Origin of the sequence: Methylobacterium sp. NPDC080182, from assembly GCF_050281105.1 — a bacterium.
Lineage (GTDB): Bacteria > Pseudomonadota > Alphaproteobacteria > Rhizobiales > Beijerinckiaceae > Methylobacterium.
The window spans coordinates 197,448-209,277 of sequence record NZ_JBNNWO010000013.1; the positions used below are offsets into that span (position 1 = coordinate 197,448).

The 11,830-nt window shown below is 72.1% G+C and carries 11 protein-coding genes; 5 read left to right on the forward strand and 6 right to left on the reverse strand.

What is annotated here, in order from left to right:
- The first annotated feature begins 117 nt into the window (after positions 1–117).
- The 3 genes from ACQKQD_RS22725 (at position 118) to eda (ending at position 4,112) form a co-directional block, all read left to right on the forward strand.
- Complete coding sequence (locus ACQKQD_RS22725) at positions 118–1,239, forward strand: asparaginase (protein WP_100251831.1); 1,122 nt, start codon at positions 118–120, stop codon at positions 1,237–1,239.
- Positions 1,240–1,636: 397 nt separating this feature from the next.
- Positions 1,637–3,463 carry a phosphogluconate dehydratase gene (edd, locus tag ACQKQD_RS22730; RefSeq protein ID WP_427509630.1) on the forward strand — a complete coding sequence of 609 codons (1,827 nt, stop codon included), beginning with the start codon at positions 1,637–1,639 and terminating at the stop codon, positions 3,461–3,463.
- 22 nt (positions 3,464–3,485) lie between these two features.
- A complete protein-coding gene (eda, locus tag ACQKQD_RS22735; protein ID WP_020092994.1) occupies positions 3,486–4,112 on the forward strand; it encodes a bifunctional 4-hydroxy-2-oxoglutarate aldolase/2-dehydro-3-deoxy-phosphogluconate aldolase in 627 nt (208 codons plus the stop codon).
- 153 nt (positions 4,113–4,265) lie between these two features.
- On the opposite strand, the gene ACQKQD_RS22740 is transcribed toward eda, so the two are convergent.
- Both ACQKQD_RS22740 and ACQKQD_RS22745 read right to left on the reverse strand, forming a co-directional pair.
- Positions 4,266–6,377: an ABC transporter ATP-binding protein/permease gene (locus tag ACQKQD_RS22740; RefSeq protein ID WP_427509631.1), complete on the reverse strand. Its 2,112-nt coding sequence runs from the start codon at positions 6,375–6,377 to the stop codon at positions 4,266–4,268.
- Between the two features lie 148 nt (positions 6,378–6,525).
- Entirely contained in the window at positions 6,526–6,843 is a 318-nt protein-coding gene (locus ACQKQD_RS22745) for a hypothetical protein (RefSeq protein WP_026604902.1), read from the reverse strand.
- 291 nt (positions 6,844–7,134) lie between these two features.
- Here ACQKQD_RS22745 and ACQKQD_RS22750 point away from each other — a divergent pair, with 291 nt between their 5' ends.
- Both ACQKQD_RS22750 and ACQKQD_RS22755 read left to right on the forward strand, forming a co-directional pair.
- Positions 7,135–7,767, forward strand: a complete 633-nt coding sequence (locus ACQKQD_RS22750; RefSeq protein ID WP_056533055.1) for a 2OG-Fe(II) oxygenase — start codon at positions 7,135–7,137, stop codon at positions 7,765–7,767.
- 22 nt (positions 7,768–7,789) lie between these two features.
- Positions 7,790–8,467 carry a peptidase inhibitor family I36 protein gene (locus ACQKQD_RS22755; RefSeq protein ID WP_427509632.1) on the forward strand — a complete coding sequence of 226 codons (678 nt, stop codon included), beginning with the start codon at positions 7,790–7,792 and terminating at the stop codon, positions 8,465–8,467.
- Between the two features lie 9 nt (positions 8,468–8,476).
- Here the strand turns inward: ACQKQD_RS22755 and lpxB are convergent, their stop codons facing one another.
- From lpxB to fabZ, 4 genes are read right to left on the reverse strand one after another with little or no spacing between them, the layout of a single operon-like run.
- Positions 8,477–9,655: a lipid-A-disaccharide synthase gene (gene lpxB, locus ACQKQD_RS22760; protein ID WP_427509633.1), complete on the reverse strand. Its 1,179-nt coding sequence runs from the start codon at positions 9,653–9,655 to the stop codon at positions 8,477–8,479.
- On the reverse strand, positions 9,652–10,521 hold the full coding sequence (locus ACQKQD_RS22765) for an LpxI family protein (protein ID WP_427509634.1): 870 nt from the start codon (positions 10,519–10,521) through the stop codon (positions 9,652–9,654). The genes lpxB and ACQKQD_RS22765 overlap by 4 nt, the downstream gene beginning before the upstream one ends.
- Before the next feature lie 6 nt (positions 10,522–10,527).
- Positions 10,528–11,346, reverse strand: a complete 819-nt coding sequence (gene lpxA / locus ACQKQD_RS22770; RefSeq protein ID WP_427509635.1) for an acyl-ACP--UDP-N-acetylglucosamine O-acyltransferase — start codon at positions 11,344–11,346, stop codon at positions 10,528–10,530.
- Positions 11,343–11,819 carry a 3-hydroxyacyl-ACP dehydratase FabZ gene (fabZ, locus tag ACQKQD_RS22775; protein WP_020092987.1) on the reverse strand — a complete coding sequence of 159 codons (477 nt, stop codon included), beginning with the start codon at positions 11,817–11,819 and terminating at the stop codon, positions 11,343–11,345. Before fabZ ends, lpxA begins: the two co-directional genes overlap by 4 nt.
- Positions 11,820–11,830: the final 11 nt, after the last annotated feature.

Genomic DNA, 11,830 nt, shown 5'->3' on the forward strand with positions numbered 1-11,830 from the left:
CGATCCGTCGCGCCCTGCACGTCGGCGCCCTGCATGATCCTTGCCTCGGGCCGGGGCGCGGCTACCATCCCCGCGTCGAGTCCGACTCGCTCTCCCGTCAACCATCGAGGATCTCCGATGTTCTCCTGCCGAAGCGGCGCGGCTCTTCCCCTGCGCGGAGCGGTCTTCGCCCTGGCCCTGGCCAGCGGATTCGGGGCGGCGCCCCTCGTCGCCCGCGAGATGCCCGAGGCCGGCACGGCCGCCGCGGCGAAGAAGCCGAACGTCGTGATCCTCGCCACCGGCGGGACGATCGCGGGCGCCGGCGCCGATGCCGCCAACAGCGCCACCTACACGGCCGCCAAGGTGCCGGTCGACAAGCTGATCGCCGCCGTGCCGCAGGTGAACACCATCGCGAACGTCCGCGGCGAGCAGGTCTTCCAGATCGCCTCCGAGAGCTTCACCGACGCCCAGCTGGTCCAGCTCGGCAAGCGCGTGTCCCAGCTCCTGAAGCAGGACGACGTCGACGGCGTCGTGGTCACGCACGGGACCGACACGCTGGAGGAGACGGCGTTCTTCCTCGACCTCGTGGTGAAGAGCGACAAGCCGATCGTGGTGGTCGGCTCGATGCGGCCGGGCACGGCGATCTCGGCCGACGGCGCCCTCAACCTGCTCGACGCCGTCACGGTCGCCGCCAGCAAGGAGGCGATCGGACAGGGCGTCACCGTGACGATGAACGACTACATCCAATGCGGCCGCGACGTGAACAAGCGGACCAACATCGTGCCCAGCGCCTTCTACAGCCAGTGGGGACCGCTCGGCATGGTGGTCGAGGGCAAGACCTACTTCTTCCGCTCGCTGACGAAGCGGCACAACATGAGCTCCGAGTTCGACATCGACCAGATCGACAGCCTGCCGCTGGTCGGCATCGTCTACGGCTCGGGCAACATGATCCCGGGCGTCTACGACGCCGAGCTCCAGGCCGGCGCCAAGGCGATCGTCAACGCCGGCACCGGCAACGGCTCGGTCCCCGGCTACCTCGTCGACAAGCTCAAGGACATCCGCTCCAAGGGCGCCATCGTGATCCGCTCGTCGCGGGTGCCGGACGGCTTCGTCCTGCGCAACGCCGAGCAGCCCGACGACAAGTACGACTGGGTGGTCGCCCACGACCTCAATCCCGCCAAGGCTAAGATCCTCGCCGCCGTGGCGCTCACCAAGACCAGCGACACCAAGGAGCTGCAGCGCATCTTCTGGGAGTATTGAGGCCAGGGACGTGCTGGGTCTCTGAGGTTCGACCCCATCCTGAGGCAGGCCTCGAAGGAGCGCTTCGAGACGTGCTGCCGCCGGGCGTCCAGGCAGAGGCGTGAGCGCACCGTCTTCGCGAGTGCAGCGAAGCACTCGAGGGTCGCCCTGCCCTGGGTCACTTCGCTTCGCTCGTGATGACGATGTGAGTGGCATCGATCGAGAGCGTGAGCGTTCGCTGCCCTGGACGCGGGGTTTCCTGAGTCGGCGGGCGGCCATCGCGGCGTCGCCGGCGCGCGCCCCGGGTTACATCCCGCGGCGCACCCCTTAGATACCGGCCACCGACGCGGGCGCGCGGCCGATCCCGACTCGCGGCCTCGGCCGCGCGCCCGTCGGCACCGAGCCTGGAGGAACGAGCATGACCGAGCTTCATCCCGAGGTCGCGGCGGTCACCGAGCGCGTCGTGGCGCGCTCCCGCGAGACCCGGCGCGCCTATCTCGACCTGATAGCCCGCGAGCGCGAGGCGGGGGTCCGGCGCGGGAAGCTCGCCTGCGGCAACCTCGCCCACGGCTTCGCGGCTTCCGGCGAGGACAAGGCGGCGATCCGCGACGAGCGGACGGTGATGAACATCGGCATCGTCACCGCCTACAACGACATGCTCTCGGCCCATCAGCCGTACGGGCGCTACCCGGAGCAGATCAAGCTGTTCGCCCGGGAGCGCGGCGCCACCGCGCAGGTCGCGGGCGGCACGCCGGCTATGTGCGACGGCGTCACGCAGGGGCAGAGCGGCATGGAGCTGTCGCTGTTCTCCCGGGACACGATCGCGCTCTCGACCGCGGTCGCGCTGAGCCACGGCATGTTCGACGGCGCGGCGCTGCTCGGCATCTGCGACAAGATCGTGCCGGGCCTGCTGATCGGGGCGCTCCGCTTCGGCCACCTGCCGACGATCCTGATCCCGGCCGGGCCCATGCCGTCGGGCCTCGCCAACAAGGAGAAGCAGCGGATCCGCCAGCTCTACGCCGAGGGCAAGGTCGGCCGGGCGGAGCTGCTCGAATCCGAGTCTGCCTCCTACCACGCGGCCGGGACCTGCACGTTCTACGGCACGGCCAACTCCAACCAGATGATGATGGACATGATGGGCCTGCACATGCCGGGCGCGTCCTTCATCAACCCCGGCACCAAGCTGCGCCAGGCCGTGACCCGGGCGGCGATCCATCGGCTCACCGAGATCGGCGGCGCCGGCAACGACTACCGGCCGCTGGGCCTCTGCGTCGACGAGAAGGCGATCGTCAACGCCGCGGTCGGCCTGCTCGCAACGGGCGGATCCACCAACCACGCGATCCACCTGCCGGCCATCGCGCGCGCGGCCGGCATCGTCATCGACTGGGAGGATATCGACCGCCTGTCCAGCGCCGTGCCGCTGATCGCCCGCGTCTACCCGAACGGCGCCGGCGACGTGAACCACTTCCACGCCGCGGGCGGCATGAGCTTCGTGATGGCGGCCCTGCTCGACGCGGGCCTCCTGCACGACGACATCCTGACCGTGTCGGGCCAGACGCTGCGCGACCACGCCCGCGACCCGAAGCTCGACGGCGAGGAGTTGGTCTTCGAGGACGCCGTGCCGGAGAGCCTCGACGACACGATGCTGCGCCGGCCCGGCAACCCGTTCCAGCCCGACGGCGGCATGCGGCTCGTGAAGGGCAATCTCGGCCGGGCGACGTTCAAGACCAGCGCCGTCGAGGAGCATCGCCGCACCATCGAGGCCCCGGCCCGGGTCTTCTCCGACCAGGACGAGGTGCTGAAGGCGTTCAAGGCCGGTGAGCTGGAGCGCGACGTCGTGGTCGTGGTCCGGTTCCAGGGCCCGAAGGCGAACGGCATGCCAGAGCTCCACAAGCTCACGCCGCCGCTCGGCGTGCTGCAGGACCGCGGCCACAAGGTCGCCCTGGTGACGGACGGGCGGATGTCTGGCGCGTCCGGCAAGGTGCCGGCCGCCATCCACCTGAGCCCCGAGGCGCTCGGCGGCGGCCCGATCGGGCGGATCCGCGACGGCGACGTCGTCCGCCTCAGCGCGGCCGACGGCCTGCTGGAGGTGCTGGTCGACGAGGCGGAACTCGCGGGCCGCCCCGAGGCCGAGGCGCCGGAGCCGGCGCAGGGCACCGGGCGGGAGCTGTTCGCGTTCATGCGCCAGGGGGCCGACACGGCGGAGCGGGGCGCCTCGGCGATGCTCGCCGCCGCCGGCCTCTGAAACCGAGAGGGAGTTGCCGACCATGAACGATCTGACCAGCATCGACGCGCTGATGCGCTCCGTGCCCGTCATTCCGGTCCTGGTGATCGACGACGCGGCGCAGGCGCGGCCCATCGCCGAGGCCCTGGTGAAGGGCGGCCTGACCGCCCTGGAGGTCACCCTGCGGACCCCGGCCGCCCTCGACGTCATCCGGGAGATGACCCGGGTCGAGGGCGCGGTGGTGGGCGCCGGGACGGTGCTCAACCCGCGCGATCTCGAGAAGGCCCTGGCGGCGGGGGCCGAGTTCATCGTCTCGCCGGGCCTCACCGAGCCACTGACCGACGCCGCCAAGGCCAACGGCGTGCCCTACCTGCCCGGCGTCGCGACGGCGGCCGACATCATGCGCGGCCTCGACCACGGGCTCGACCGGTTCAAGTTCTTCCCGGCGGAGGCCGCGGGCGGGATCAAGGCGCTGAAGGCGCACGCGGCGGTGTTCGGCGCGGTGCGGTTCTGCCCGACGGGCGGGATCACCGAGCTGAGCGCCCCGGACTGGCTGTCGATCCCGTCCGTGCTCTGCGTCGGCGGCAGCTGGGTGGTGAAGCCCGGCACGCCGGATCCGGCGGCGATCGAGCGGGCGGCCCGGGCCGCCGCGGGGTTGCGCAAGGCGTAAGCCCCGCAACCGACGTCCTTGCGAGCGAAGCGAAGCAATCCAGGGTCGCGCCACATCTCCAGGATGTCGCGCTGCCCTGGTCACTTCGCTGCGCTCGTGATGACGGAGAGGGCGCGGCCCCGCCCGCAGAGAGGTGGGAGCTGTTGCAGCCCCTCACTCCGCCGGCAGCGGCTGCCTCTGCACCCGCGGGACGAAGACACCGCTTTCCGGCTCGAGCGCGATGCGCCGGTCGTGGAAGGCGTCCAGCGTCGAGCGGTGGCCGATCGACACGATCGTCGTGCCGGGGAGCTGCTCGCGCAGCATCCGGTAGAGGGCGGCCTCGGAGGGCTCGTCGAGGGAGGCCGTCGCCTCGTCGAGGAACAGCCATTCGGGCTTGGCCAGCAGCGCGCGGGCGATGGCGAGCCGCTGCTGCTCGCCACCCGACAGCCGCCGCTCCCAGGTGTCGCTCTCGTCGAGATGGTCGACGAGGTGGGGGAGCTGCGCGGCCGTCAGGGCGTCCCGGATCGCCGCGTCCGAGAACTGGTCGGTGGTGTTCGGGTAGACAACGGCGCCGCGCAGGGTCCCCTGCGGAATGTAGGGCCGCTGCGGCAGCAGCAGGGCCGACTGCCCGGCGGGCACGTCGACCCGGCCCTTGCCGAACGGCCAGATCCCCGCGATCGCCCGGAACAGGGTCGACTTGCCGGAGCCGGAGGGACCCGTGACCAGGGTCGCGCCGCCGCGCGGCAGGGTCAGCGCGTCGGCGGTGACGATCGGCTTCCCGTTCGGCAGGGCGAGGACGAGGCCGCGCGCGGTGACGTCGCCGGTGCTCTCGTTCCCCTGGACGAGGCCGTAGCCCGCCGCCTCCAGCGCCTCGGCCTTCGTCATGGCCCTTCGGAACGAGCCGAGACGGATGGTATTGGCCTTGTAGGCGGCCAGCGTCGTGTACGAGTCCACGAAGAACGACAGCGAGCTCTGCACCTGGCTGAAGGCCTGGGACGTCTGCTGGAGCGCGCCCAGCGTGATCTTCTTGGCGAAGAAGGACGGGGCCGCCAGCACCATCGGGAAGATGACGCTCGCCTGCCGGTAGCTGAACGTGAAGGCGATCAGCTTGATGCGGCGGAAGATGATCCCGACGTAGTTGTCGATCACGCTGTGGAACAGGCTCGAGAGCCGCGAGGCTTCCGCCCGCTCGCCGCGCAGCAGGGCGATCTGCTCGGAGTAGATGCGGTTCCGGGCCAGCGCGAAGCGGAAATTCGCCTCGACCTGCTCCTGCCGGAAGTCCAGCCCGATGAGCGGCCGGCCGATCAGGTGGGTGAGCCACGTGCCGACCACCGCGTAGGCGATCACCAGCCAGACCAGGAAGCCCGGGATCACCGTGTCGGTGAACGGCACGACGAAGTCGCGCGACAAGGTCCAGAGGATCACGATGAACGACACGAGCTGCGCGGCCTGGCTGAGGAGCCGGATCGACAGCGTCGTGGTCTGCACGATGAAGCTGTTGACGTCGGCCTGGATGCGCTGGTCCGGGTTGTCCGCCTCCTCGTCGGTGAACGGGATCCGGTAATGCGTGCCGTTGCCGAGCCAGCGCTCGTACAGGCTGTGGGTCAGCCACGTGCGCCAGCGGATGAGCAGCGAGGAATCGACGAACAGGTCGAACATGCCGATGGCGATGTTCAGCGTGGCCAGCGGCACGAACACCCAGAGCAGCTGGTACCAGAACGCGTTCGCGTCGTATTCCTGGAGCGAGTTGTAGATGTCGCGGTAGAAGAAATTAAACCGCAGCGTCAGCGCCACGTCGGCGAAATTCACGAAGATCGACAGCGCCACGAGGTTGCGGCCGATCCGGCCCTCGGTGGTGCCGAACCAGCGGAACAAGCCGATCTCCTTGGTCGGCTTGTCGCGATTGGCGAAGTACGGGTCGGCGATGTTGGTGATCGCGCGGATCGGCTCGAGATGCGAGATGCCGAGCACGATGGCGGCGAAGACCACCGCGCCGGTGGCGGCGAAGGCCGGCGGGAGCAGCGCGGCGATCACCGGCGGCAGCAGCCCCATGGCGGCGATCGTCTTCGATCCGGCGAGCAGCAGGTAGCCGACGCCGTAGACCGAGACGAAGACTTTCAGGTAGGCCGAGATGCCGTTCGAGGCGATCAGGATGCCCGCCATGGCGAAGCCGGCGAGGGAGACGTAGAGCGGCGGGCTCGGGATTCCGGGAAGCGCCAGCAGGATCAGCGCGGCCAGGGCCGTGAGCACGGCCTGGATGCCCAGTCCGGTCCTGAGTGCTGCCACCGTCGATCCCCCATCCGTGCGCGCCCGCCCGGGGCGCCGCCGGCGGCCTTGGCCCCGGCAGATGGCCAGATAGTGGCACTCGGCCCGCGCTGTCGCGTGAAACTTTGGTCACGTTCCGGCGGTGCGGCGATTTACGCGGGCACCGCGGCTACCAGTTCCACTCCTCGAAGCCGGGCTCGCGGCAATGGTAGCCGATCGGGCATTGCGGGTTGTCGCGCGTCGGGGCGAAGCGCAGCTCGGCGATCTCCGCGCCGCTGCACTGGCCGGGATTGCTGACGAACCGCTCCGGCGCCGCTCCGGCGGCGATGATCACGTCGCCCTCGTTCTTCACCAGGGCCATCGCCTCGGAGCAGGTCATGCGGGCCGTCATCGAGCCGCGCGGCGGCCGCGACTGCGCACGGGCCTCGACCCCGGCCGCGACGGCGGCGAGGTGGGCGAACAGCAGAGCGAGGGCCAACGGCCTCATCGGGCACGGGTTCCGGTACGCACCCGGGAAGAAAGCCCGCGGGTCTGGCGCCATCCTGCACAAGCGGGCCGCCCGAGACTGTCACCGGAATGCGCCACCGGGCCGCTTTCGCCGTCGGACCGCCGCAATCGGCGGATTAGGAGATTCCGGGATCGCCGGAAGCAGCTGTAGATTTGTGGTCGTGGACGCCTGCGCGGGCGACCCCGGCACGACGGCTGGACCGGCCCCCCGGCACGCGTCTCCGGCGCCCCGCGTGCCGGCCGACCGGCGCCGGAGCCAAGGGACCCAGCGATGTCCGCTCTCTCGATCCTCGACATCTCCGCCGTGCGCGCCGCGCCCGTCTCCCGCGAGCCCTACGCCTACACGCTCGGCAGCAACGTCCTGAATCCCGACGCGATCGACGACATCCGGCGCGACTTCCCGGACATCGCCAAGCCCGGCTACCTCACGGTCGACGAGGTCACCCTGAAGGGCCGGTTCAAGGCGCTGATCGACGAGCTGGAGAGCGACGCCTTCTCGAAGATCCTCGGCGAGAAGTTCGGCATCGACCTCGTCTCCTGCCCGCGCCTGACGACCATCATGCGCCGCAGCCAGCTGAAATACGGCTCGATCCACACCGACGGCCCGTCGAAGGTGCTCACCCTGCTCGTCTACATGAACGACGCCTGGGACGCCCCGGCGGCCGGCCGCCTGCGGGTGCTCTACGACGGCCGCAACTACGAGCCCTTCGCGGTGGAGGTCCCGCCGACCATGGGCACGATGTTCGCGTTCCTGCGGGCGGACAATTCCTGGCACGGCCACGAGCCCTTCGAGGGCGAGCGGCGCGTGGTCCAGGTGGCGTGGCTCAGGGACGCGTCGGAGCTGGAGCGCAAGCGCAAGCGCAACCGCACGGCGCAGTTCCTGAAGGGCATCTTCGGCCGCTGAGCGGACGAGAGGGGGGCGGACCATGGGGGCGGTCGTTCTGGCGGATCCGGGCGACGGGGCGCGTTCCGGCTCCTGGCGTCGCTTCGCCTTGCCGACCCTCCTCATCCTCGGCTGGGTGGGCCTGTTCGCCTACAGCGCCGCCTACCTCACCGAGGACCTGCCGTTCCGCCCGTCCCCGCCGGAAGCGAGCCCGTCCGCGGCGGGGTCCGCCGCGCCGCGCCCCGCGCGCCGCGTCGTGATGCTCGACGAGCCCGACCCGCTCACCGCCCCGGCCGAGCCGCCCGGCCAGACCGCCATGGCGGCCTCGCCGGCGCCGGCGGCCCCGCAGAGTGCCGCGGCGCCGCCCGCGACCACGGCGAATGCCCGCCCGGCCCCGGGCGCCGCTCCGGCCGCCGCCGTGCCCGCCGCCGAGTATGTCGGTGTCTGGGGCCCGACGCCCGAGGCTTGCGGAGCGCGCTCGCGCCGCCGCGGCTACATCCCGGCCACGATCACGCAGGACCGCGCCCGCGCCGGCCGCACGCTGTGCCTGTTCCACGACGTGCGGCGGAGCGGCGGCGCCTGGGTCACGGCCGCCGAGTGCAGCGATCGCGGCCGCCACTGGTCGTCGCAGGTCCGCTTGCAGGTCGACGGCGAGCACCTGACCTGGTCGAGCAGCCGCGGGACCTCGACCTATATCCGCTGCGGCCGCCGCGCCGGCTGAGCGGCGCCGTCACGCCGCCGGATCCGCTCCCTGCCCCCCGGCCGCGCGCAGGACGATCCGCGCCGCGGCCCGGCTCGGCGTGTCCGCCGCGGCGAGCCGCATCCGCCCGTCGATGCGGCCGAGGGCGGCGAGTTGGACGTCGCGCTCGTGACCGCCGGCCAGGAGCGGCCGCAGGGCGCCGGCGAGGCGCTCCGGGGTGCAGTCGGCCTGGACGAATTCCGGCATCGCGTTCTCGGCGAGGATCAGGTTCGGCAGCACGATGCTCGGGACCTGGATCAGCCGGCGGGCGATGAACTCCTCCGCCCGCGAGACCTTGTAGGCCACGACCATCGGGACGCCCGCGAGCGCCAGCTCCAGCGTGACCGTGCCGGAGGCGGCGAGCGCCGCCCGGGCCTCCCGGAAGGCCGCGTATTTCGGCGCCTCGCCGGTGACGATGCGGACCGGCACCGGCCACCCGGCCGACAGCCGCTCGATCAGGGCCCGGTGCCGGGTCACGGCGGGCAGCACCGCCTCGACCGCCAGGCCCTCGGCGACGCGGGTCAGCGCCGCACCGAAGACCGGCATCAGCCGCTCGATCTCGGACCGGCGGGAGCCCGGCAGGACCACGAGGCTGTAGGGCACGGCCTCGCGCCGCCCCCGCTCGGCCGCGCCGGGCCGCAGCTCCGGGAGGCGCTCGATCAGCGGATGCCCGACATAGGTGCAGGGCGGGCCGCCGAGCCGCAGATGCGCGTCGGGCTCGAAGGGGAGCAGGGCCAGCACGTGGTCGATGAACGGCCGCATGCCCTTCGCCCGCCACGGCCGCCACGCCCAGACGCTCGGGGACACGTAGTCGATGATCGGGATGCCGGGGGCCGCCCTGCGCACGCGCCGCGCCACCGCGTGGGTGAAGCCCGGGCTGTCGATGATCACCAGCACGTCGGGCCGCGCGCGAATCGTCGCCTCGACGGTCTCGCGGATGCGGCGGAGCAGGGTCCGGGCCCGGGCGAGGACCGGCAGGTAGCCCATCACCGCCACGTCATCGAGGGGGAACAGGGACGCGAACCCCGCCTCCACCATGGCCTCGCCACCGACGCCGCCGAAGACGGTGTCGGGCGCGGCCTCGCGCAGGGCGCGCATCAGCTTGGCGCCGAGCTGGTCGCCGGAATCCTCGCCGGCCACGAGCCAGATCGTCGGGGCCCGACCGGTCACGATGCCCCTCCGTACCCGACCACGAACAGGCCTAGGCGGTCGGCCTCCGCGGCCGTCGCCGCCCGGTCGATGACCAGGGTCCCGCCGGCCTCCAGGGCGAGCCCGGCGCAGCCCGCCCGGGCCGCGTTGCGCACGGTGCGGGCGCCGACGGCCGGGAGATCGATGCGGCGGTCCTGGCCGACCTTCGGGGCCTTCACCAGCACGGTCGCGGGCATCGCCCGGCCGAACCCGAAGGGGCGCCGCCCCAGGGCCCGGGCCCGGGCCAGCATGCGGTCCGTGCCCTCCGGCCCCTCCACGGCGAGGATCCGGTCGCCGGCCAGGACGACCGCCTGCCCCAGATCGTAGGGCGAGAGGGCGTCGAGGACGCCGCGCCCGGTGCGGATCGAGGCGGCCGCCTCCGCGTCCGGGGCCCGGCGCCCGAGCGGGCCGTCCGGGCAGAGCAGGTCCGGCGCGGCCTCGTGGACGCCGACGACCCGGTGGCCCGCCTCCTCGACCAGCGTGACCGCCGCCCGCAGCAGGCGGTCGTCCCCGCCGCCGGCGATCGCCCGCAGGGCCTCGCGGTTGCGCAGGGCGGCGCCCGCGTTGAGGATCGCGGCCGGGCTCGGGCGGGAGACGCCGCCCGCCGGCACCACGGTCGCCGGCCCCCAGAGCCGCAGCAGCTTCAGGGTGGCCGCGAGATCGAGGAGGTCGACCGTGGCGTCGGCGCCGGCGCGCAGGGCCGGGCCGGTGAAGCCGCGCAGCGCGATCACCCGGAAGGGCCGGCGCGCCCGGCGGAGCGACTCGGCGACGAGCTCCGGCAGGCGCCCCGCCCCCGCGATCAGGACCAGGGCCCCCTCTGGGGCGGGGGCGGGATCGGCCTCGGTCACGGCCGCTTAGGCGGCGCTGATCGGGGTCGGAACCTCGCGCGGCGTGCAGATCGAGCGCTTGCCGCCGAGGCGGATGAAGTCGAGGATCTCGGCGACCGCCGCGTGGGACTCGAAGGTCGCGGCCACGTCCTCCACCCGCTCCATCAGCGTGCCCTCGGGGGCGAAGAGCAGGCGGTAGGCGCGCCGCAGCGCGTGGATGTCCTCGCGGGCGAAGCCGCGGCGCTGCAGCCCGATGATGTTGAGCCCCGACAGGTAGGCCCGGTTGCCGAGCACCATGCCGTAGGGGATGCAGTCGTTCTCCAGGCCCGACAGGCCACCCACGAAGGCGTGCGCGCCGACCCGCGCGAACTGGATCACGGCGGCGCCGCCGCCCAGGATCGCGTAGTCGCCGACGCTGCAATGGCCCGCCAGCATGACGTTGTTGGAGAAGATCACGTGGGCGCCGACCCGGCAATCGTGGCCGACATGCGAGTTGGCCAGGAAGGTGCAGTGGTCGCCGACCACGGTCTCCAGGCCGCCGCCGCTGGTGCCCGGGTTCATGGTGACGCCCTCGCGGATCAGGCAGTCGGCGCCGATCGTCAGGGTCGAGGCCTCGCCCCGGTACTTCAGGTCCTGCGGCTGGTGGCCGATGGACGCGAAGGGGAAGATCCGGGTGCGGGGGCCGATCGCGGTGCGGCCCGCCAGGACCACGTGGCTGATGAGTTCGCAGTCCGCGCCGAGCATGACCTCGGGCCCGACATGGCAGAAGGGGCCGATCCGCGCCCCTTCGCCGATGCGGGCGCCGGACTCGATCACCGCGCTCGGGTGGATGACGGGGGCGGTCACTCCGTCACCAGCATGGCACTGATCTCGGCCTCCGCGACCAGCGTGCCGTCGACCCGGGCCTCGCCGCGGAACCACCACATGGTCCGGCGCTGGTTCAGCTTCGTCATGTGGAAGCGCACCTGGTCGCCGGGGGTGACGGGCTTGCGGAACTTGCACTTGTCGATGGTCATGAAGAACACCTGCTTGGTGTTCCGCCCGTCCGCCCGGATGTGGCGGCAGCAGATCGCCCCCGCCGTCTGCGCCATACCCTCGATCAGGAGCACGCCCGGGAAGACCGGCATGTCGGGGAAGTGGCCCATGAACTGCGGCTCGTTGGCCGTGACGTTCTTGATGCCGACGCAGGATTCGTCCCGGTCGATCTCGACGATGCGGTCGACCATCAGGAACGGGTAGCGGTGCGGCAGCAGCTCCAGCAGCGTCTGGATATCGGCTATGCCCAGCTCGCTGCCGGTCTCGCGCGCCGCCTCACTCATCGAAATCCGCA